General features: G+C 37.4%; 20 protein-coding genes, 3 tRNA genes and 3 pseudogenes. 21 read left to right on the top strand and 5 right to left on the bottom strand.

Features of this window, described 5'->3' with window-relative positions; all coding sequences use genetic code 11:
• Positions 1–131 (bottom strand): annotated as a pseudogene (locus HMPREF0493_RS08710) (ISL3 family transposase); the annotation flags it as partial.
• A 730-nt stretch (positions 132–861) separates the two neighbouring features.
• Here HMPREF0493_RS08710 and HMPREF0493_RS07805 point away from each other — a divergent pair.
• Together HMPREF0493_RS07805 and HMPREF0493_RS07800 are read left to right on the top strand one after the other, a co-directional pair.
• A complete protein-coding gene (locus HMPREF0493_RS07805; protein WP_006352794.1) occupies positions 862–2,577 on the top strand; it encodes a glycoside hydrolase family 3 protein in 1,716 nt (571 codons plus the stop codon).
• 288 nt (positions 2,578–2,865) lie between these two features.
• Complete coding sequence (locus tag HMPREF0493_RS07800; protein WP_006352793.1) at positions 2,866–4,245, top strand: YSIRK-type signal peptide-containing protein; 1,380 nt, start codon at positions 2,866–2,868, stop codon at positions 4,243–4,245.
• A gap of 3 nt (positions 4,246–4,248) precedes the next feature.
• Here the strand turns inward: HMPREF0493_RS07800 and HMPREF0493_RS08505 are convergent.
• Positions 4,249–4,560, bottom strand: a pseudogene (locus HMPREF0493_RS08505) (transposase); the annotation flags it as partial.
• 142 nt (positions 4,561–4,702) lie between these two features.
• Entirely contained in the window at positions 4,703–4,978 is a 276-nt protein-coding gene (locus HMPREF0493_RS08500; protein WP_006352791.1) for a helix-turn-helix domain-containing protein, read from the bottom strand.
• 141 nt (positions 4,979–5,119) lie between these two features.
• Here HMPREF0493_RS08500 and HMPREF0493_RS07790 point away from each other — a divergent pair, with 141 nt between their 5' ends.
• Genes HMPREF0493_RS07790 through HMPREF0493_RS07780 form a run of 3 tightly spaced genes read left to right on the top strand, consistent with a single transcriptional unit; the run spans position 5,120 to position 8,344 of the window.
• On the top strand, positions 5,120–6,232 hold the full coding sequence (locus HMPREF0493_RS07790; RefSeq protein WP_006352790.1) for a hypothetical protein: 1,113 nt from the start codon (positions 5,120–5,122) through the stop codon (positions 6,230–6,232).
• A complete protein-coding gene (locus HMPREF0493_RS07785) occupies positions 6,229–7,464 on the top strand; it encodes a hypothetical protein (protein ID WP_006352789.1) in 1,236 nt (411 codons plus the stop codon). Before HMPREF0493_RS07790 ends, HMPREF0493_RS07785 begins: the two co-directional genes overlap by 4 nt.
• Positions 7,465–7,474: 10 nt before the next feature.
• Positions 7,475–8,344: an ABC transporter ATP-binding protein gene (locus HMPREF0493_RS07780; protein WP_006352788.1), complete on the top strand. Its 870-nt coding sequence runs from the start codon at positions 7,475–7,477 to the stop codon at positions 8,342–8,344.
• A gap of 37 nt (positions 8,345–8,381) precedes the next feature.
• On the opposite strand, the gene psiE is transcribed toward HMPREF0493_RS07780, so the two are convergent.
• On the bottom strand, positions 8,382–8,792 hold the full coding sequence (gene psiE, locus HMPREF0493_RS07775) for a phosphate-starvation-inducible protein PsiE (RefSeq protein WP_040457442.1): 411 nt from the start codon (positions 8,790–8,792) through the stop codon (positions 8,382–8,384).
• A 225-nt stretch (positions 8,793–9,017) separates the two neighbouring features.
• Between psiE and HMPREF0493_RS07770 the strand changes: the two genes are divergently transcribed.
• From HMPREF0493_RS07770 to HMPREF0493_RS07695, 16 genes and pseudogenes are all read left to right on the top strand, one after another.
• Positions 9,018–9,338, top strand: a complete 321-nt coding sequence (locus tag HMPREF0493_RS07770; protein WP_006352786.1) for a DMT family transporter — start codon at positions 9,018–9,020, stop codon at positions 9,336–9,338.
• A 213-nt stretch (positions 9,339–9,551) separates the two neighbouring features.
• Positions 9,552–9,833 (top strand): DUF6978 family protein, encoded by a 282-nt coding sequence (locus HMPREF0493_RS09390; protein ID WP_392391083.1) that lies wholly within the window; start codon positions 9,552–9,554, stop codon positions 9,831–9,833.
• A 155-nt stretch (positions 9,834–9,988) separates the two neighbouring features.
• Complete coding sequence (locus tag HMPREF0493_RS07765) at positions 9,989–10,249, top strand: DUF1828 domain-containing protein (protein WP_006352783.1); 261 nt, start codon at positions 9,989–9,991, stop codon at positions 10,247–10,249.
• 563 nt (positions 10,250–10,812) lie between these two features.
• Positions 10,813–11,427 (top strand): aggregation-promoting factor, encoded by a 615-nt coding sequence (gene apf / locus HMPREF0493_RS07760; RefSeq protein ID WP_040457440.1) that lies wholly within the window; start codon positions 10,813–10,815, stop codon positions 11,425–11,427.
• 124 nt (positions 11,428–11,551) lie between these two features.
• Positions 11,552–12,196 carry a nitroreductase family protein gene (locus tag HMPREF0493_RS07755; RefSeq protein WP_040457438.1) on the top strand — a complete coding sequence of 215 codons (645 nt, stop codon included), beginning with the start codon at positions 11,552–11,554 and terminating at the stop codon, positions 12,194–12,196.
• A 154-nt stretch (positions 12,197–12,350) separates the two neighbouring features.
• On the top strand, positions 12,351–13,211 hold the full coding sequence (locus tag HMPREF0493_RS07750; protein WP_006352780.1) for an SEC10/PgrA surface exclusion domain-containing protein: 861 nt from the start codon (positions 12,351–12,353) through the stop codon (positions 13,209–13,211).
• A 67-nt stretch (positions 13,212–13,278) separates the two neighbouring features.
• The gene (locus HMPREF0493_RS07745) at positions 13,279–13,854 is read left to right on the top strand and encodes a histidine phosphatase family protein (protein WP_040457436.1); all 576 of its coding nucleotides are present in this window, start codon (positions 13,279–13,281) and stop codon (positions 13,852–13,854) included.
• Positions 13,855–14,326: 472 nt separating this feature from the next.
• A complete protein-coding gene (locus HMPREF0493_RS07735; protein ID WP_006352777.1) occupies positions 14,327–14,986 on the top strand; it encodes a putative quinol monooxygenase in 660 nt (219 codons plus the stop codon).
• 4 nt (positions 14,987–14,990) lie between these two features.
• Complete coding sequence (locus tag HMPREF0493_RS07730; RefSeq protein WP_006352776.1) at positions 14,991–15,680, top strand: glycerophosphodiester phosphodiesterase family protein; 690 nt, start codon at positions 14,991–14,993, stop codon at positions 15,678–15,680.
• A gap of 111 nt (positions 15,681–15,791) precedes the next feature.
• Positions 15,792–15,863 (top strand) — tRNA-Gln (locus tag HMPREF0493_RS07725).
• Positions 15,864–16,280: 417 nt separating this feature from the next.
• Positions 16,281–16,415, top strand: a pseudogene (locus HMPREF0493_RS08495) (pyridoxal phosphate-dependent aminotransferase); the annotation flags it as partial.
• Positions 16,416–16,471: 56 nt separating this feature from the next.
• Positions 16,472–16,553 (top strand) — tRNA-Tyr (locus HMPREF0493_RS07715).
• A gap of 53 nt (positions 16,554–16,606) precedes the next feature.
• Positions 16,607–16,678: transfer RNA gene (locus HMPREF0493_RS07710), tRNA-Gln, on the top strand.
• Between the two features lie 202 nt (positions 16,679–16,880).
• Positions 16,881–18,461 carry a peptide ABC transporter substrate-binding protein gene (locus HMPREF0493_RS07705; protein WP_392391081.1) on the top strand — a complete coding sequence of 527 codons (1,581 nt, stop codon included), beginning with the start codon at positions 16,881–16,883 and terminating at the stop codon, positions 18,459–18,461.
• A 45-nt stretch (positions 18,462–18,506) separates the two neighbouring features.
• Positions 18,507–19,622: a hypothetical protein gene (locus tag HMPREF0493_RS07700; RefSeq protein WP_006352773.1), complete on the top strand. Its 1,116-nt coding sequence runs from the start codon at positions 18,507–18,509 to the stop codon at positions 19,620–19,622.
• An 80-nt stretch (positions 19,623–19,702) separates the two neighbouring features.
• The gene (locus tag HMPREF0493_RS07695; RefSeq protein WP_040457432.1) at positions 19,703–20,401 is read left to right on the top strand and encodes a GntR family transcriptional regulator; all 699 of its coding nucleotides are present in this window, start codon (positions 19,703–19,705) and stop codon (positions 20,399–20,401) included.
• A 42-nt stretch (positions 20,402–20,443) separates the two neighbouring features.
• Here the strand turns inward: HMPREF0493_RS07695 and tagD are convergent, their stop codons facing one another.
• Positions 20,444–20,830 (bottom strand): glycerol-3-phosphate cytidylyltransferase, encoded by a 387-nt coding sequence (gene tagD / locus HMPREF0493_RS07690; protein ID WP_006352771.1) that lies wholly within the window; start codon positions 20,828–20,830, stop codon positions 20,444–20,446.
• Positions 20,831–20,901 lie beyond the last annotated feature (71 nt).

Below are 20,901 nucleotides of genomic sequence, written 5' to 3'. Positions count from 1 at the left end.
TGCGGATGAATCTTGTCCAAATCATCATATTTTTTCAAATAGAGCCTCCATAGAGATTTCAAAAGCTTGTATTCTCGGGATTGCTTGTCAAATGTCTTCATGGCTCTGACACGCAGAGAATTGAATGAGCGCGGTGAACACCTTTCTCTTGGAAGCATTGTAAATACAGTAGTGTTTGGCGTGGCATTGGGCTTTTTTATGTGAGCGGCAGAGGACTCTCTGTTTAAATAAACGAATAATAATTGGCCGGCTGAAGCAGAACGGCCTGATAGATTTTTATAAAAGAGGACTATGTCCTCTTTTTTTTTGAAATAAAAACCTGTTAACAGCTTATCACAGAGATAAGCCATCAACAGGAAAAATTATAGAGCCAAAAATTTAAAAAATCTAAAAGGCATCTTTACTCAACATGAGCAAAGATGCTTTTTTCATTTGTATATGTTTTGTTTGAGAGCTGATGATAGTTTGCAAAAGCAAGTTTATTTTAAGAGATTCAGTAAAAAAGATAGCAAAGCGATAATTTTGGTTATTTCACTATTTTATTTAAAATGAAAAAATAATAAACTTATATAAATGGTATGCTCTAATAAGCTAAGATTATGCGTTACGTTAGGAAAAGGTTTGAGCATATTAATTGACTAAAAAATAACCTGAACTATGATTAACTTGAATCAAAAATATTTTGATTCTTCTCTAGCTCATTTATAAATCCGAAACAATATACCTTACAAGAAATGACTCCAGAGCAAGTTGCTTTGGGGTCATTTTTTGTAATCTTCCTGTTATTAACAAAAGCTGCCCGAGCAGATAAACTGAAAGCAACAAAGAACGCTTTCGTGATAATGCTAAGAGGACATTAGAATGAAATTTTTCAAAAAAGCAGTTACTGCTGCTATAGCAGGGATGACGCTGGCCGCTTGTTTAGGCGGGGCTAGTGCTAACACTGTTCAAGCAGCGTCGACTAAGCAGATCGATAATTATATTAAAAAAGCTAGCTTGCGCCAAAAAATTGGACAAATGTTCATTGCTCGTACCCCGCAAAAGCTTGGTCAGGCTGAACGTGATGCCTATCAATACAATTTAGGCGGCTACATCGTTTACGATGCAGATATGCAGAATTATACCGATGCCCAATTTAAGAGCAAAATTGCTAATTATCAAAAGGCTGCTCAATTGCCACTTTTAATTGGCATTGATCAAGAAGGCGGCTCAGTTTCAAGATTAACCCACGGCGGTTTGGCTAAACAAAATGGTGATGAATTCAAGTTCCCGCGTGATCAATATGAAGATGCTGAAAATGCTCAAAAGGGAAGCGGCATGAAAGCAGTTGTGCAATATGCGCGTGAAAATGCGACGCTTCTTAATAAATTAGGGATCAATTGGAATTATGCACCTGACGCAGATTACAGTGATGATCCCAGTTCTTTTATTTATCAGCGTGGTTTTGGCGGTGTAATGGGTAAAAATAGTTATCGCGCTGTCGCTAACTACATCAAGCAAGTGGTACCAGCTTGGCAGCATAATCATTTGGTAGCCGCCACTTTGAAGCACTTCCCAGGCTATGGGGATGCGGCTGATACGCATACTGGTTTTGCTTATGTGACTAAAACTAAGTCGCAGTTGATGAAAAGCGATATTTTGCCATTCAAGGCTGGAATTAAAGCTGGGGCTGATTCGGTGATGGTGACCCACGTCAATTATGACAAGATTGATCCGGTTTATCCAGCTTCTCTTTCTAAAAAAATCATTACAATGCTGCGCAAGGACTGCAATTTTAAGGGCGTCATTGTCACTGATGCGCTGGAAATGGGAGCAATTCAAGATTTTGCTAAAAAACATGGCAATGAAAGCGTTGAAGTTTTAGCCGTCAAAGCTGGCAACGATATGCTGATGTCAGCTGATTATGCTAAGGCAATTCCAGCAATTGAAAAGGCTGTTAAGAAGGGCAAAATTTCCAAAAAGCAAATCGATCGTTCGGTCAAACGTATCTTGACAATGAAGAACAAGCTGGGAATTCTTTCAGCAAGCGATTTGCAGGTCAAAAAGAACAATAAACGCTTCTTTAAATTAAATTCAGTGACTTACAAAAACGGTCTGGCAACTGTTTCAGGAACGGCCAAAAAAGATGCCAAAGTTAGCTTGATTAGTACGGATACCAAGAAGGGCAAGAACACCAATGCTAATAAGAAGGGTCAATTCAAGATTAACGTGCCGCTTCAAGCAAAAGCACAAAACTTTATTTTAAGTAGCGATGGATACCTTAGCGTGAACGTTCATATGAAAGCTGCAAAGAAGACGACGGTGAAGAAGACCATTACTTTGAATAAGGTTAAATATAATAAGAAACACACCGTAGCTACAATTTCAGGCAAGGTTTCTGATCCTGGCGAAGAAGGTTCATTAACGATTGTGATGTGGGATGCCAAAACCAATAAGACATTAAATTCCGTTGTTGTGGGTAAAGATGGCAAATTCTCGGCCACTGTTTTGACTTCTAAAAAGGAACAAAAGGTAATGGTCGACGCCCAAAATAACGGAGATTATAGTCCTAAGAGCGTTATTGTAAAAAGAAAATAAAAAATTTTTTCAATGAAAATCAGCAGTTTAGAGGAATTTTTCTTCTAAACTGTTTTTTATTAAAAGCTCAATATTAGTAGGCACTAGTCACATTTAATGACAAAAACAGCGGTACTTTTTGATGATGAAAAAGTGCCTGCAGTTATCTTTAGATCAACGTTTTCGACACTTTTTTACTTGTATTATAAATAACACATGTTATTGTAAACAGCGTAAGGAATGAAGAGATAAATATAGCAGAGTAATAAGGAGAGACTGAAGATATGTTAGAGAGAAATAAAAAAACAATTGTCCTTAAACCAAGCAAATGAGAGACAACGCTTTTCAATTAGAAAGTTAACTGTTGGTGCTGCTTCTGTTTTATTAGGACTTGCATTCTTAAGTGTAAATGGTAATCAAGTTCATGCTGCTGAAGGCAAAGGAGGTCAGGCTGCAGTAGTTGAATCAAATTCCAATCCAAATAACAAAGATGTAGATAACACTTCTTCTGCAAAGACTGGGACAGAAGAAAGTGCAAATGCTCAAGCTGAAACTACTAAGGCTTCAAATACTGATGCACAAGCTAACAAGGTTAGTGGTCAAGGTAAAGACAATGCTTCAATTGTAGGTGTTAATGATAAGAATTCAGTTGAATATGATTATTCTATTAGTGCGAAGAATACGAATAGCAACCAAACTGAAGAAGTTCATTCAGCAGCTGCTGGCAAGATTAACACTGCTGATTTAAATGCCAAAGATGATGAAGACATTGAAGCTCATTTAACCCTTAAGAATGTTAGTGAGAAAGATATTCAAATTGGTACTAAAGGTGACAACAATCCTAATAGTTGGCAAGATATTGCTAGTTTGATGATCAATTCATGGACAAATGATGCTGGACGTCAAAACAAGACTTTGCAAGTTGACACTGACAAAGCCGCTAACGTTGAATTTATTAAAGACAATGCTTTGACTGTTTACTATGTTGATCAAAATAATAAATGGCTTACTTATGATGAAATGGTTAGTCAACATGTTAAAGATGCTCTTTCAGTTGCACATCAAATTGGTTTTAAAGGTGTAATTCCTGTTGGTGTAACTGCAAGATTAAATGTGCCACTTGTTGTTAATGAAAAGGGTACGGACAATATAAACGTTATTGATCCAGCTAATTATAATACTAGGACTCTTGTTCATACAGTCAACGAACCAAAGACAGTTTTGACCGAAGATCAAGTTGCTAACGACAGTTACAATTTGACTGTTCGTAACAATGACGGTTCATACACCTTAATCGATGACTCGGCTTTTGCAAACGAATTGCCAAAGATTGGCGATGTCATGGAAATTACTAATTCTGGTTATGAATTTGGCAATAACAATACTTTATACCAAGGTGGTACTTACCATCTTAACTTAGCCGCAATTCAAGCAGTTTTGCAAAAATACGGTTACTCAGTAAACCCAGATAACACTAACGACCAAGTTCCAGTTGCCTACTACTCATATGGCACTAAGAGTGGTTTAAAACTCACCAACCATGGTCAAGCAAATCAAAATGGTCAAAGTTCACACTTCTTCTATGTTGAAGTTCACAAGGTTTTGGATGCTCAAGATCAAACCTTTGAACAAGGTTCAAATGAGGCAGCTAACTTTAATGTGAATTTAGTCCCTAAAACTGGACGTTAATTTCTAAATAAATTTACTTAAGGTCTGATTCCGATATTCTATCGGAGTTAGGCCTTTTAGCTTGTGTCCGATTCTTTTGTGATTATAGTATTCTATCCATTCTTTCATGGCTTTGACAAGCTGCTTTTTGGTTTCAAAGTGATGAGTAAAATAATCCATTTCCACCTTCATAATGTGGAAGAAGCTTTCCATTGCCGCATTGTCATGACAGGTTGCTCTGCGCGACATGCTTTGAAAGACACGATGCTTACGCAAAGTATGACGATAAATATTTGATTGATACTGCACTCCTTGGTCACTATGGACCGTCATTCGATATTTCAGGCCTTCAGGTCTGCTTTCAAACACTTTGTTTAAACCTTCAAGAACATATTTGCCTGCACGTAAATTATATTTTCTAGCGAGCAAATGAAATTCTCTCATTAGGCGATAAACTCTCTTATGATTAATTTTTAAGTTATAATCGCGTCTTAAAGTGCGCAGCGGTCTTTTGATAGCTTTCATTATGTTGTTTTCTCCAGTTTAAAACCTCAAGCTTGAACTGACCACTATATTTATTTTTGGTTCTTTTAGTTTTTAACCCTTTCTTGCCATGCTTCTTGTATTGTTCTATCCAAGGATAAATAAGGCTATCCGATTTAATTCCTAATCTTGCTCGTATTTCTCTTGTCCCAATTCCATTTTGATATAAACTAACTGCTTTTAATTTTGTTTCAACTGAATATTTGACCATAGTAAAAGACTTAGCAAATTATTTGCTGGGTATTTTTTATGCCTTAATTTGCCCTTGACGAAAGGGCGTCCAACTTTCATAATAAAAGCAACTATTTAAGAAAAAATTAATATAGTCTTTTCTTTAAAAGGATGCTGAAGCATGAATTTAACTTACTTTAAGGCCAATTTTACAATTGCACATAAAGCAAAGAAAAATATTTTGTTAGTTAGTTTTCTAATTATATTCTCAGTACTGTTCCTATTTGTTGTTGAGTTGCAGCGCATCGGAGACGGAGTCGTTGAATGGCAAGCCTACAACCAATCGCTTGATATCAACATGGATTATTTTGATAATAGCAGTCTCAGAAAGAAAACCTATCGCGCAACCTATAATAATCTTTCAGCGCAAAAGGCTAGCATTGCTTTGATTCAAAATAGTGAGGTCTTTAACAGCCCGAAAGATTATTTGCAAAGCATGACCAACTTAAATGAAGAAATGCTCAAGGGCTACCGTACTCATTATCGCGGTGCTTATTCATTGGTCGTTCCGCCTAAATTTGAATTGCAGCAGCGGCTAGTAACCTACCGCTATTTAGCTAGGCACAAAATTCCGATTGTCATGAACGACAAGAGTTCGGCTACTTATGTCATTTATTTGCTTTCTATTTTCGGTATCTTTATGTTCTTTTACCTGCTTTTATTAGCAGCAGATTCTTGGATGATGAATTTGAACCACCCAACGCTTTTAAAGAATATTCCATATCTGATTCACGACGAAATCCGCGGCAAAATTGCGATCAATTTGGTGCTAACGCTTGTTCCTTTAATAGTTGCCGTCATTCTAGCTTATTTATTTGCGGGTTTGCGCAACAGTTTCAGCAGTCTTAGTTATCCGGTAGTTTTTTATTTAAATAAAATCAGTGCCATTGCCTTATGGCAATACTTTCTCATCTTCTTGCTGTATACGATCGCCTTTGGCATCTTTATCACTTGTTTAGCAATGTTTCTCAATCAGCTTCTAAAAAACGTTTATTTAACGATCTTAGTAGGCAGCGTAGTCTATGTTTTATCGTTTTTGCCAGGTAAACTCTTGCGCTATTTGTGCTTCTTGCCTTCAGCTTACGTCAATATCGGCAATGTTCTTTCAGGCACGATTGCCAAGCAAACAGGACTTTCCTACTTAAATGCTGTTAGTGCCATCGTAATTTTGCTCCTTTGGGCCGGGACTTTTGCCTTGCTGTTTAGATGGAGTGTAGGGAGGGCTGCAAAATGAAGCGCAAATATTTCACTTTTGAATTAAAGGCCTTTTTGCTCAATCCCAAAAACATTGGTTTAATTATCCTAACCATAGTTCTGGCGCTTTACTTTGGCCTTATCAGTGCGCCTAATCACCATGTCATTGAAAGCGTCGATTACTACAAGATTAGATCCGAATATCGCAATTACAGCGTCTTTTTGAAGCATTCAGAAAAAGAAATTGAGCAGGCGCGCCAACCTGGTATGCACTATACGCCAAGTGACGGCGCCGTTGCCGCTGTGAAAACTTATCCGCAGGTTTTAAAAGACGACCGGATGTGTTTAAAGTCCATCAAAACGCAGAATTGGCGGCAATATGTCAAGTATTCGATGAGGTGGCACCAATTTATCGATTATCAGATTTTTTATAATGCTGACAAAAACTTTTTGTATCCGCGTGAATACAGCAGCGGTCTAAATTATATTCTTGACGGCCACCATGGGTATTCAAGAACAGTTTACTTTTACCGCGGTTTACTCAAGAGTAAAGCCAATTTGAATCAAAATGTCATTGAAGAGCGCACTGCTTTGCAGCGGCTGCAGCAATCGCTACAAGGCTGGACGGTGCTAGTTTTATTAATAACTGTCTGTTTTTTTGCGGCTGACGTGGTGACCAACGATCAAAAATATCGGACGGTTTTGAAAAATATTCCGTTGGGCAAAGGCACGATCTTATGGCTGAAAACAGCCGTGGTTGAGGTGGTTGTGTTCTTTGACTTTGTCTTGGCCTTCTTAGTCACTATTTTGTGTCTATCTCCGCGTTACGGTCTTGGATCGCTTAACTTACAAACGACCTATTATACTGGACAAACCAAAGTCCCATTTGTCACGCTGACTTTAGGACAATATTTCTGCGAATTTTTAATGTTTGCCTTAATCATCGTCTTAATTGCCATTCGCTTAACAATTCTTTTGTCGCTGATTTTCCGCAATGATTATGTTGCTGGCAGTTTAAGCAGTCTGCTTGTAGTTAGCGCTAAAGTTCTCTATTTCTCAAGCGGGATGGGCTATGTCTATCCATTTTTGAAAAAACTGCCAATGACCTATTTCACGATTGGTGACAGTTTAACGGGCAACCTGGCATATCTGATGAGTTCGCCTAATTGGGGCTTTGAAGCAGGAATTTTGTCGCTTCTTATTTGCCTAGCGATTATTGAAATTTGTTTGTTGCTCAGTAGTAAATCCCGTCATATTCCAGTTGTAAGGTAAGGTGAAAAGAATGTTGAAACTAAATGATGTTGTCTTGTCTTTTGGCAAGAAAAGGGTACTCGACCACTTAAATCTGGAATTTAAGCAAGGTGAAATTATTGGCCTAGTTGCGCCAAATGGTACTGGGAAATCAACTTTAATGAATGTGATTCTGCACAACTTAACGCCGCAAGAAGGCGAGGTTGAGTATGATGGCCTAAAATATCAAAATCAAAAAATGACCATGCAGCTACATCAAAGAATCTGTGCCTTTCCTGAGCAAAGCGATCTGTTTGGTTTTATGACGGGACGCGACCATTTGTGCTTATATGCTGACTTATGGCGCAACCAACAAAAGAAGGTTGATGACATTATCAAATTATTGCAAATGGGAAATTATGTCGATCAAAAAGTGCAGACCTATTCTTTAGGCATGAAGCAGCGGCTTTGCTTTGCCATGGTTGTAGCCGCCGATACACCGGTGATGCTCCTAGACGAAGTAATGAACGGGCTTGATCCGCAGAACGTCGAACTGATTTCGAAAGTTTTGGAGCAATTGCGCCAAGAAAACAAGCTGATTATCATTGCTTCACATCTGCTCAACAATTTGCAAAGCTATGCAGACCGCATTTTATTTTTGGGTCATGGGCACGTCATTGAAGATTATCGGGTAAAAGAAAAGCGCGACTTGTATTTGAAGATTCGCGCCGATCAAGAAGTAAAAGACATTTTAGGAAAAATTGCTTATCAAGAGCTACCCGACAAGATGCTCTTAATTGATAGCAATAAATTAACTAAAGAAGAATTAGGCGAGATGCTCAGTACTTTAACTAAGAAGCAGATTCCGTATTCCTTTGCTTCGGTGAGTGTCGAGGACTTGTTTGATAAATTTTATAATTAAAAAAAAAGCGGTCAGAACAAAATTCTGATCGTTTTTCTTACATTTCATCTTTGATATATTTATGAAAAATAGCCATGCTAACGATTAAAATTAAGATTGCAACCGCAATGCCAATCGTTTCTTCAATATTGCTGTGATTAGTAATTAGTCCTCGCACTAAAGCGGTGGCGCCAAGGCCCAGCAAGAATTCAAGACTAGTGTGACCGTGATGAAGCAGTGCTGAAATAATCATCGCCGTAAATTCGAAGAACAGGAAGAAGACGATGATTTCATCCATGATTTGCGCATTACTCTTGGAAATCGAAGTCGAAAACAGGGCTTGGAAGAGTGGCAATAATTCTCTAAATAAGAGGGCGATTAATAATAGGCCTAATAGTCCAAGTGCAACTACAAGCAGGGCCTGCAAGAAGTAGGCGTAGTGGCGCATTATTTGCGTAAATTTTTTCATAAAAAGATCCTTTGTCATCAATTTCTTTTATTATAGCAAAGATTGTCTTCTAAAAATTTTGGAGTTAACTCCAAAGAAATTTGCTGAAACAAAAATAATTTGTTAAGATGTTGTCGTAAAAAGTAAATATTCCCCCCCGAGGAAAATTAAGCGAGATAGCGACTGCTTTCATTAGGTCTTTGAAGAAAGTAGTTACTATCTTTTTTTGTGCGAAAGGTATAATCAATGTCTTTGATTTGTTTGATTATTGCAGGATTGTTTGAAGTTTTTTGGTCAACAATGATGAAATTGAGTCAGGGATTTAGCAATTTATTCTATTCTTTTTTAACAATAGTTGGGATGATTCTTAGTTTCGCGGGATTAATTTTTGCAACGAAACATTTGCCTATTAGTATTGCATATCCGGTTTGGACAGGAATTGGTGCAGTAGGTTCAGTTTTGGTGGGAATTTTTCTTTTTCATGAAAATCTCAATGGATTTACATTGTTGTTTGTTGGATTATTAATAATCGGAATTGTAGGTATTAAGCTGACTTCTGGTGAATGATTTTAGGAACCTTAATTTTTTCTAAATATTTGAATTGATGCAATTTTTCTCATCTTTTTTCGTATTTAAAGATGAAGGTTTAAAAAATGTATCAATTATTATTAACACAAAAACAAGCTAATAAACTTTTATTTGAGTTAAAAGAATTAGCACAAAGATATAATTTAATAATTAGTAGAAACTCAATTAATCAGTTAAAATTAAAAACAAGGGATGCAATTAGTATTAACATGTACTTATTATGATAAGTTTAATTCACATATTAATCTTCATGATGCAAAAACTGGCTTAAGTTTGATTAGAATCAATTTGGATAATAAATTTCATAAAAATTTAAATGGAACTATTGTAAAAGGACCGCGTGTCAATATTTATGATATAAATGAGTTTTCACCCAGTAAGAGACATTTTAGTTATATGAAATGTTATTCTTTGCCTTATTTAATTTTTGATAATTCGATTGACTGTGTTGAATCACTAATTAAAACTTTATAATTTACAAATACTAAATATGGATCAGATTTACAATTAAGATTAAAGGAGATGTGAACCATGATTGATATGACAGACCTAACTACGATGGGGATCGAAAAAATTGGCAAGACTGGAATAATAATCAAATAACTTTTGATCGAATTGATTTACATCGTATGGAAATTTATACGACAATTTTAGATGCTTTTTCAAATAATATTGTTTTTTATCTTGACGAAGATTCAAATTCTTTCACTCTGACTGATTTAGGAGAGACGTACCAAAATATTCAAGAGAATACTTCTTTTAATAATAATCCTCAAGATATTATTGCTAAAATAAGTGCTAAATATCCGGTCAAATTTAAACGAAATATCTTGGAAATGACTGATATTTCTCTTACGGAATTAAGTCCGAAAATTCGAGATTTTGGATAAATGATTTTAGAAATTACGCTTTTAAATACAAACTAAAAGAGCTAGGCATCTTGCCTAGCTCTTTTTTAGGTAACTAATTAACTTAATTAGTCTTCAACTTTTTTAGCGTCATTCATTGCCTTCATGATTGAAGGGCTCTTTGAGTGACAATCCTTGATAATTTGTAAGTCTTCTTCGCTTAACTTAACAACGTACTTAGTCATTATTCTTACCTCGCTTTATTCAGAATCTCACACTTATTATATGACAACTATTTAGCAAAGAACATTTTTTCAAGAGTATTGCAATATTTTGTAAAAGAAGATCAACTTGCTACTAGCAAACACATGTACTTTTATTATGCAAAATAATTCACAAGTCTTGGTACTATCATATTCTTTTTAAAAAGTGCTTTGCTACATTTATTGTTACAATATTACGAATGTATTATTTTGAGTAATAATTTCTTAATCTGGAAGTGATGGTTCTGTTATAGTTTTGAAACTTTCAACCAGTATGATTAAGGACTATCAGATGTGAGACAGAATGAAAAAAGAAAATACTTATTACTAAGGAGACATTTTTTGAAACTTAAATCTATCTTTACAGAATCAATTGCTGTTGCCGCTTTATCAATCGCCGGCATTGCTGCCATCGGCAACACTAAAAATAATGAAGCACAAGCTGCAATCGTTGAAAATGATGCTTCAGTATACACAGTTCACAAGGACACTAAAGTTTACAACTCATACAAGAAGGGCAAGAAGGCTAGAAAGCAAGTTTTGGATGCTGGTACTTCTTGGAAAGTTATCAAAACTGCTTATGACAAAAAAGGCGACAAGTGGTACGACTTGGGCAAGAACCAATGGGTTAAGGTAGTTAAGGAAAAACCAGTTCAAACTGAAAATACCGCTTCTTCTCAAGCACCAACGCAAAACTACACTGCTTCAAGTCAAAATACCTCAACTGTTTCTGGTTCAGAAGCAGAAGCTAAGGCTTGGATCGCTAACCAAGAATCTGGTGGTTCATACACCGCTCAAAACGGTTCTTACATTGGTAAATATCAACTCTCATCTGCATACTTAAATGGTGACTATTCTGCCGCTAACCAAGAAAAGGCCGCTGATAATTATGTTCAAAGCCGTTATGGTTCATGGACTGCAGCTAAAGCTTTTTGGGAAGCTAATGGCTGGTATTAATTTTTAAACAGAAGAATAATTTTAAGGCTAGGTTTTGCCTAGACTTTTTTAATGTAATGGAATCTAAAACATGATATTATTAAACTATGTAAGCGATAACAATTTTGACAATAGGAGAATAATTATGGCTATAGTTAATAACGATTTTCACCAAATTCTGACGGAAAGACATTCTGTTCGCAGATTTGATCCGACTGTAAAAATTAGTCGCGCTGAAATCAAAGAAATGCTGCAAGAAACGATTACTGCACCATCTGCCTGCAATCTGCAAGCTTGGAAATTCATTGTTGTCGATACTGACGAAGGCAGAAAAAAACTGCATCAATATTTTATGAAGTTCAATTTCCCGCAAATTGACAATAGTTCTGCCGTCGTTTTATTCTTTGGCAATACGCTTGCCTTTAAGAAGTACAGTCAGTTGTGGCACAGCATGTATAAAGCAAAGAATGTAACTAAAGAAGCAATGGAGGCGGCCTTGAATACTTTTATGCCGCTTTATGAAAAAGCACCTAAAGAAATGCTGGTTGCTGATTCAATGGTCGATTCTTCGCTTGCGGCAATGCAATTTATGCTGGTTGCCCGCGAACATGGCTACGAAACTAATGCAATGGCTGGCTATGATGCAGGAAAGGCTGCTATTGTAATGGGACTTGATCCGAAGCAATATGTGCCGGTGATGGCAATTGCAATTGGCAAGCATGATCCAAAGGCTGATGCCGAGATTACGACGACGAGATATCCACTTGATGATTTAGTTGATTTTGAGTAGAAAATTTAACCCTATCAGAAGAATAAACAAATTTTGCTCAATTAAGTCTAGGTTTAACCCAGGCTTTTTTCTTTTCCAATAAAACTAGCGGATGTATAGTGAAACAGGAGCCTTCCGTGTTAAAATACGATTTATATTCTGATAAATAGGGAAAATGGTGAAGATGAAAAAATTTTTAACCGTAATTAGTTTAGCTAGTTTGCTCTTTTTCGGCGGGGTCAGCGTTAAAGATAGCCTCCTGCCAGTACCAACGGTTCAGGCTAAGACCAAATATGCCAAAGCCAAAATCAAACTGCCGGCTGGTTATACTAAATCAGCACTGCTTAAAGCATATCAAGGCAAGCCTAGTGCTAAATTTATCAAAGCCTCAATGAAGGGCATGAAAGAAAATACTTTTAGCCGCACTAACGCTAGTGAAAGTGCAAAGGATAATCGGACCAAGATTAATCCTAATAAGTTGACAAAGGCGCAGTTGCAAGAGCTGACAAGTTTTTCTTTGCGCTTAATCAATCAAGCACGCACCCAGCTTGGCCTGCCTAAATGGGTTTACAGCTCCGGCGCGCAAAAACTAGCTAAAGACATTGCTAAAGAATACGTTGCCAATAAGCGTGGCATTAACAATGGCGACCACTATGTTGCCGGAATCGTCCGTGCCTGCAAGAAGAATGGCTTAAACTTTGATGATAACTACGTTGAAGATATGGCAGGCTACTACGAACCACGGACTAAAATTACGATGACCAAGATGAAGAAAAATATTTATTTTGCCTTAAAGCAAATGATCTTCGGTTATACTGGTCCAAATGAAAAAGCTATTAGCAAAAAGTCCTACTACCGCGAATGGGAACACGCTGGTGACCTCTTTAATACGCAAGGCTCACCTCATGATGGCGACTATGATTACTACGGCTTTAGCATTTCCAAGGTCGGCAAAGTTTACAGTTTGCACTTTATTGGCGTGCCGCATTTTGCCGTTAATGATCCAAAATACAACCTTAATTTCAAAGTAAATTAATAGCTTATTTAGTACGCTGACTTCAGCGTGCTTTTTTTGTTATAATAGCTGCATCATGGAGGAAAAGATGACCAAGACAGTTTATTTAGTTCGCCACGGGCAGACATATTTCAATTATTATCATAAAGTACAAGGCCGCTGCGATTCACCCCTTAATGGCAAGGGAATTCGCCAAGTTGAAGCAGCGCGGGATTATTTTAAAGAAAAAGGCATCAAGTTCGATATAGCTTTTTCGTCGACGCAAGAAAGAGCCAGTGATACGCTGGAAATTATTATGGACCACCAAATGGACTACACGCGTTTGAAAGATTTGCGCGAAAAAAGCTACGGCATTTTTGAAGGGCGCGATGAGTTCCTGCTTCCTTGGAACTATAACAATAAAAATATTGATCCGACCATGGAAACTGATGAACATGTTTTGCTACGCATGAAACGCGCTGTCAAAACAATCCTTAGTCAAATGAAGGATGGTCAAACAGCCTTAGTTACTGGGCACGGGGATATTTTGGCACAATACGTGCGCACTTTTACCAACCGGCAAGAATTTAACTGGTTCGCTAATGCCAGCATTGTTAAATTGACGTTTGAAAACGACCAGCCGCATTTTGATTATTATGTTTGGCCTGCAGAGAAGGTTGAATAATGGCAGTTACGATTTATTTAGTTTAACCTGGACAAACTTATTTTGAAGCACGTCACTGCATGCAAGGTAGTTGTGATTCAGCTTTAACCAAATTAGGTCAAAAACAATATTGAATTTGCTATAATTACAGTAACGGTGATTTCTACAATGTTGAAATAGTTGATTGTCATTAGGGGGGATAATAAATGTGCCAGTTTCTAGAATTCAGGATATTTTGCATGATCGTAGAAAAATTACTGCTGAATACATCGATTAGATTAGGCAGATATTTCGGAATTTCTGATGATTACTTTTTCAAAATTCAAAATGAATTAGACTTAAGAAATGTCCTAATGAAAAATAAATCAGATTTTGACGCAATAAGAAGAGTGACAGTTAAACAATAAACAGTAGTGAAAAATTTTTCTCCATTTTTGCTAAAGAACATTAGAATAGAACTCGGAGATTAATTTATTTATTAGAAGGCGTAAAAATGGACAACAAACCTATTTTTAAAATCAGTGAAGTAAAAATCAAAAAAGAAGACCGAGCCGGCTTTAGAAAAGAGCAAGAAGCAGAACTTGAAAACTCAATTCCAGCTGAAGAAGGCACTTTGCTCTTAGCTAGCGGTCATGAAGACACTGAAGGCGAAGACAACTACATTGTTGAACTTTACAGAAACCCAAAGGCTTATGAAATTCACAGCATGGCTAACTATTTCGACCACTACGACAAGACCATTAGCAACATGGCAACCAGCAAGAAGGTTTATGATTTAAACGGCGAATGGATCACCACTAAGCCTAAGGAAGCACTTGATGCTTACGCAGACAAGTTCGTCATCCGTGTTGCCAAGGTTGAAATTGCTGACGGCAAACATGATGAATTCGCAGCAACTGTGAAGAAAGAAATGCGTCGTGCAATTGCCCAAGAACCAGGCGTTGAAATTTTGATGGCTGGTTCAAATAAAGAAAACGAAAATGAATGGTTGTTCTTCGAAGTTTATGCAAATGACGAAGCTTATGACAAGCACGTTAAGAGCAAGTGGTTCGTTGACTATATCAAGGGCAGCGAAGACATTGTTATGGACAAGCAGCTTCATGAATTAACTCGTGATGTGATGGCCGTTCAAGGACCAATCGTAATGGACTAACAAAATGAAAAAGACGATTATTTTTGCCCACCGTGGTTATCCGGTTAAATTTGCGGAAAATTCTTTGGAAGGTTTTCGTTATGTTGTCAGTCATGGCGGTGAGGGCGTCGAATTCGACGTACATTTGACTAAAAATGGCGTTCCTGTTGTCATGCATGATGAAAAGATTGATCGAACAACTGATGGCAAGGGCTATATCAAAGATTACACTTTAGCTGAAATCAGAAAGTTTCATTTGGCTAATGGCGAACCAGTTCCCAAGTTGAGTGAGCTATTTGATGTTTTGCAAGATAAGGACCTTTATATCAATTTGGAATTTAAAACCAATAAGGTTCATGATCAGGGCATTGAAAAGACGGTACTGGATTTAGCTAAGAAGTATCATTTTGTGCATCCAATTATTTTTTCTTCATTTAATTATGAGACTTTGAAGATTGCACAGAAACTAGATGCTGATGAAGAATATTGCTATTTGGTTAAAGGATTGAAGCACCCAGCTGAGATCACAAAGAAGAATCATTTTGCTGGGATTCATCCAGAGCATTATTTGCGCAGTTCCCAGCCGGTGACTGAACGAATCTGGACAGTAGATAATTCTTGGCTTGCCAAACACTACTGCAAGTTAGGGGTGGCCGGTTTATTTACCAATGATTACAAGAAGATCATGCGGATTCGTGATGAAGTACAAAAATAATATTTTTTAAATTTTTCCTTGACTCATTACCCCGTTTCACCTATACTTATACCTGTTGGGTGATTGAGTGATCATCCAAATAGAACCAATTCAAGTAAAAGGTTTGAAGATTGGGTTATAGCCAAGTGGTAAGGCAATGGTTTTTGGTACCATCATGCGCTGGTTCGAATCCAGCTAACCCAATAGGGCTAAGCTTTGACGTCGATACGTGGAAATATCGATGTTAAAGCTTTTTTTGTGCTTAAATTTTGTGGCTTTTGATTAGTATTTCACAATTGTAGAGATGCAAAATGGTGCTGTATATTAATCTATTTGACTATAATTGTGTCTTATCTTTAGAAAAATACTATGCTTTTGTGCAATTTCTGTAATACTTTGTTAATTGCTTCGTAAAGTTCATTGGTTATAGTAGATGTGCATCACAGATAAGAGTAATGAAAGCCGATTTATGGAATAAAAATGTGATGCAAGATATAATATATGTTGTAAGGGAAAGTATGCGCCGCTGTGGTGCAAATTCTCTTTTCCTTGAACGATAAGATATTTATCTGCAATGGTAAATTCTTAGGCAACACTTACAATGCCTACAGTACCATCAACATCTTCGCCAAAATTCCAGCTGGCTTTGAACAAGATGATACTAAATTCATTTATGAATTGGCAGAAAAAGCACATGTTGCTGTAGTTGCCGGCTCATTCTTTGCTAAAGGCGGAGAAGGCTATATTCGTTTATCCTAAAAAATACTTGCATTTTCAGCACGTTTTAGTTATTATAATAAACGTGCTGTTACGGAGGCCTAGCGAAGTGGCTAAACGCGGCGGTCTGTAAAACCGCTCTCTCTGAGTTCGGTGGTTCGAATCCACTGGCCTCCATTGCTGAATTTATTCAGCTGGTGCATTGAACAACAAGTAAAAGTTCAATCGAATGGGTTATAGCCAAGTGGTAAGGCAATGGTTTTTGGTACCATCATGCGCTGGTTCGAATCCAGCTAACCCAATTGTTCGAAACGAACACCCAACCCGATTAAAGACAAGCTTATGGCTTGTCTTTTTTTACCTTCATAATTAAAAATTATTTTATTTATTGAGTCTAAATATTTCAAAATTGGAAGCTTTTTAACTATACTTTAAAATTGTAAGTAAGAAGAAAGTAAGAAAATTATGAAAACTAAGAGAAAATTTCTATTGAGCATTGTCGTTATGTTAGCTGCTGGGGTTTTGTCTGCCTGCTCTAATTCCAGCAACTCTTCCAGCAGTAATTCACAAACAATGAATACTGCTGCTTCCAATGAAATTTCAACCTTGGATTCTAGCAAGTACGGGGATACTACTAGTTCCGAAGTTTTGCAGAATTCCATGGAAGGGTTGTACCGTTTTGACAAAAACAATAAGGCGCAATTAGCCGGTGCCACTAAAGTTACCCGTTCCAAGGATCAAAAGGTTTATATTTTCACCTTGCGTAAAAACGCCAAGTGGTCAAACGGCGATCCGGTTACTGCCCAAGATTATGTAACAGCTTGGCGCAGAACCGTTGATCCTAAAAACTCTTCTCTTGACAGTGACAGCTACGCCATTATTAAGAACGGGACCAAAATTACTCAAGGAAAGGCCAAAGTCAACTCTCTTGGAATTAAAGCTCTTGGCAAGTACAAGCTGCAAGTTACTTTAGCTGATCCTATTCCATATTTGCCAGAAATTCTTGAAGGTGCTCAATTTTATCCTCAAGACACCAAAGTCGTTAAAAAACTTGGCAGCAAATATGGTACCAGCAGCAGTAACCTAGTTTACAATGGACCGTTCGTTGTTAAGGGCTGGACTGGTTCCAACTTAAAGTGGTCCTTTGTAAAGAACAAGAATTACTGGAACAAGAAGTCTGTTCAACTTAAGCGTGTCAACGTACAAGTAGTACAAACAACTTCTACTGGCGTTAACTTATTCAGAAGTGGTAGCCTAGACTATGTTCCATTAAGTTCAGATTTTGTTAAGCAATATCAAAACAACAAGGAATATCATTCCAAAGTTACGCCAACCAATGGCTATTTGACTTTCAACATTAAACGTAAGACAACTGGTAATGTCCACGTCAGAAGAGCCATTAGCGAAGCAATCAATAAGAAACAACTGGTTAACACTATTTTGCATGCTGGTCGTCCATCTAACGGAATTGTTGCTTCCAACTTTATTACCGATCCATCCACTGGCAAGGACTATCGTAAAGATGCTGGTGATATGGTAACTTATAATGTTGCTGCAGCTCGTAAGGAATGGAAGATTGCTCAAAAGCAATTAGGCAAAAAGAAGATCAGTCTTGAATTGTTAACTTCAGATGTTGATGATGCTAAACGTGTTGGTGAATTTATCCAAAGTAATTTGATGAAGAATCTGCCAGGTTTGACGATTACTGTTCGCTCAATTCCGCTTAAGTCACGTTTGTCTAATACGACAAATCACACTTATGATTTCGTTTATGGTACTTGGCAGCCAAGTTATGAAGATCCGCTTGATTTCTTAACTGTCGGTGGTTTATTCAATTTGGAGCAAGATTACAAGAACAAGAATTTCTGGCATCAAATCGATCTTGCACGCTCAACTTATGCTGCTCGACCTAAGCAAAGATTGCAAGCTTTAATCGCTGCCGAAAACCAATTGATTAAAAAGGATGCCTTTGCTGCTCCTTTATACCAAGCTGGTGCTTCATACTTGTTGAAGTCAAAAGTTAAAGGATTTAAACTTTCACCATATGGCAATGTTGCTTACTACTGGAATGTTGAAATTAAATAGAAGTAAAAAATAATTAACAAAATAGTAATAGGAGAGATTGACTGAATGGCAAGAATAGTTAAAGTCGGTGCCGGTGGCAGCGAAACCGACTGGCATGAAGCCTTAAAAGATTTAAGAGCAGATGATGTTCTACTTCTTGAGCCAGGATTCTATCAGCTACCACAAGGAATTACCTTAACTGATATTACGGTTAAAGGGATGGGCGCAACTCCTGAAGATACAACGATCTTGGGCTATGTGTCTGTTTCTGCAGATAGCCGCTATGTAACATTGGAAAATCTGTGCATTAACACCAATACTGATCACAACAGTCTGTTTGTGCCACCAGAAGCCAGTAGCTATTTGACTTTGCGCAATTGCATTGTTAAAGGCGTAGGTACTGATACTGCTGCTGTGGCTTGCAACGGCAAGGTTACGCTTGAACTATATTCAACTAAAATTATGAATGGGTCCTTGTCCATGTTTGCCGATGCCGATTTTCATTTAGAAATGAACGACGCCATTATCGATTACGCTTCAACTGAGTACTGTGCTTTAGCTTTAGAAGGCAAAGGGACCGCGATTATTAATAATTCTAAAATTCACGGTTCAACTAATACTTTTACTAAAACCAACTGCGAATTAGATATCAATAATTCTCAGCTTGATTACGTTCTTCTTCATGGTCAGACATGGATGAACATGCTTAATACTAAGGTGTTGGCTGAAGACGATTCATGTTTGTATATCAGTGATGATTGCTGGTGCAATATCGTTAATTCCACTTTTGCCGGCGGCGTTTATCTTGATAAGAAAACGCGGACGATTATTCAAAATTCAACTTTGAACCGGTTGGTGGCAATTAATGAAGCAAAAATCACAATGATGACGTCGCAAATTTTGGCGCATGCTGACTTTCAGGATAATGTTGTGGCCGATGCAACCCGAGTCAGCTTTTCAGGGAATATGGATTATGAATACTTTTTAGCATTGAGCGATCAGGCAAAATTAGCAGGTCATGACGTGGTTTTAAATGCGAATGACGCAGATCTGGCCGTTCAAGACGATGCCGAATTCAATATCAATGTTCTGGCCAGCGATCGCAGCAATATTGAAATTGAATGCAATAAAAAGCCAAATGTGCGAATTTTTGGGATGCACTGGACCGCTAAAAAGAAATAGCGCTGAAAACAAATATCATTATCCAATGCAATATAGACCAATTTAGCTTATAATTGATAATGAGTTTGGAGGTGCGTGCCATGGAAGAGCCGATGTATATCAGAATACATAATCAAATCAAGCGCGACATTGAAAATCATGTTTATAAAGTAGGAGACCGAATCCCTGCCGAAAGACAATTGGCAGCCAAGTTTGGCGTATCGAGAATGACTTTGCGTCAAGCAATTAAGACCTTGGAAGATGAAGGAATTTTGGAACGACGTCTGGGCAGTGGTACTTATGTTGCTAGCCAAAAAGTACAAGAAAAGATGTCAGGGATTATGTCTTTTACTGAAATTACTGAAGCTAATGGGCAGGTTCCTTCCAGCAAGTTGATCTCTTATCAAGTTGGCCAGCCATCTCTTTCTGAAAAAGAACGTTTAAAGTTGAAGACAAATATGAACGTTCTGCGGATGGAAAGAATCAGATATGCAGATCAAACGCCAATTTGTCACGAAGTGGTTACGGTTCCATATGATTTGGTTAAAAATGATTCGAAAGAAAACATTTCAACGCACTTGTATGAGACTTTAGAAAAAAACAATTTGCAGATCGGCCGAGTTACGGAACATATTTCTGCGGCTATTGCCAATGAAAATGATGCCCGTTTATTGAAGGCAAAAAAGGGCGAGGCTCTGATCACTAGACGGCAGGTAACTGAACTAGCCGATGGTCGTCCGTTTGAGTACACGCGTGCTCGCTATGTAGCCGAAAGATTTGAATTTACTTTTTCAAAATAAAAAGAAAGCTCCGCTTCACAAATCAGTGAAACGGGGCTCTTTTTATTTCAAATCTTCTTTAATTTTAGTTGTAGAAATACCTGGCGTTCTTGGCAGGTAAACTACCTTGCAGTGAGGCTTCAAAAAATCGAATTTACCTTTCCAGTCGTCGCCCATCACAAAAGTATCGATATCGTACTTTTTTACATCAGCAATTTTTTGATCCCAATCTTTTTCGGGGATGACCTTATCAACATAGCGAATTGCTTCTAAAATATATTTGCGTTCAGGATAAGTATTGTAAGCTTCTTTATGCTTTTTGAACTCATTGAATTCATCAGTGGACAAACCGACGATAAGGTAATCGCCTAATTCTCTAGCCCGTTTTAATAAACGCACATGGCCATAATGCAATAAATCAAAGGTTCCGTATGTTATAACTTTCTTCATAGTTCTGGCTCCTACTTTATTAAACGAATTAATAATAACATAATTGAAGAAAAGGTAAAACTTAGAGCAGT

The sequence above is a fragment of the Lactobacillus amylolyticus DSM 11664 genome (assembly GCF_000178475.1).
Lineage (GTDB): Bacteria > Bacillota > Bacilli > Lactobacillales > Lactobacillaceae > Lactobacillus > Lactobacillus amylolyticus.
This window is presented reverse-complemented; position numbering and strand designations above follow the sequence as displayed.

Bases quoted from the DNA above. Each gene is read 5' to 3' on its own strand.
- HMPREF0493_RS07805 (WP_006352794.1), top strand. From the start codon at position 862: ATGAAATTTTTCAAAAAAGCAGTTACTGCTGCTATAGCAGGGATGACG.
- HMPREF0493_RS08500 (WP_006352791.1), bottom strand. From the start codon at position 4,978: ATGGTCAAATATTCAGTTGAAACAAAATTAAAAGCAGTTAGTTTATAT.
- HMPREF0493_RS07790 (WP_006352790.1), top strand. From the start codon at position 5,120: ATGAATTTAACTTACTTTAAGGCCAATTTTACAATTGCACATAAAGCA.
- HMPREF0493_RS07785 (WP_006352789.1), top strand. From the start codon at position 6,229: ATGAAGCGCAAATATTTCACTTTTGAATTAAAGGCCTTTTTGCTCAAT.
- HMPREF0493_RS07780 (WP_006352788.1), top strand. From the start codon at position 7,475: ATGTTGAAACTAAATGATGTTGTCTTGTCTTTTGGCAAGAAAAGGGTA.
- psiE (WP_040457442.1), bottom strand. From the start codon at position 8,792: ATGAAAAAATTTACGCAAATAATGCGCCACTACGCCTACTTCTTGCAG.
- HMPREF0493_RS07770 (WP_006352786.1), top strand. From the start codon at position 9,018: ATGTCTTTGATTTGTTTGATTATTGCAGGATTGTTTGAAGTTTTTTGG.
- HMPREF0493_RS09390 (WP_392391083.1), top strand. From the start codon at position 9,552: ATGCAATTAGTATTAACATGTACTTATTATGATAAGTTTAATTCACAT.
- HMPREF0493_RS07765 (WP_006352783.1), top strand. From the start codon at position 9,989: ATGGAAATTTATACGACAATTTTAGATGCTTTTTCAAATAATATTGTT.
- HMPREF0493_RS07755 (WP_040457438.1), top strand. From the start codon at position 11,552: ATGGCTATAGTTAATAACGATTTTCACCAAATTCTGACGGAAAGACAT.
- HMPREF0493_RS07750 (WP_006352780.1), top strand. From the start codon at position 12,351: ATGGTGAAGATGAAAAAATTTTTAACCGTAATTAGTTTAGCTAGTTTG.
- HMPREF0493_RS07745 (WP_040457436.1), top strand. From the start codon at position 13,279: ATGACCAAGACAGTTTATTTAGTTCGCCACGGGCAGACATATTTCAAT.
- HMPREF0493_RS07735 (WP_006352777.1), top strand. From the start codon at position 14,327: ATGGACAACAAACCTATTTTTAAAATCAGTGAAGTAAAAATCAAAAAA.
- HMPREF0493_RS07730 (WP_006352776.1), top strand. From the start codon at position 14,991: ATGAAAAAGACGATTATTTTTGCCCACCGTGGTTATCCGGTTAAATTT.
- HMPREF0493_RS07705 (WP_392391081.1), top strand. From the start codon at position 16,881: ATGTTAGCTGCTGGGGTTTTGTCTGCCTGCTCTAATTCCAGCAACTCT.
- HMPREF0493_RS07700 (WP_006352773.1), top strand. From the start codon at position 18,507: ATGGCAAGAATAGTTAAAGTCGGTGCCGGTGGCAGCGAAACCGACTGG.
- HMPREF0493_RS07695 (WP_040457432.1), top strand. From the start codon at position 19,703: ATGGAAGAGCCGATGTATATCAGAATACATAATCAAATCAAGCGCGAC.
- tagD (WP_006352771.1), bottom strand. From the start codon at position 20,830: ATGAAGAAAGTTATAACATACGGAACCTTTGATTTATTGCATTATGGC.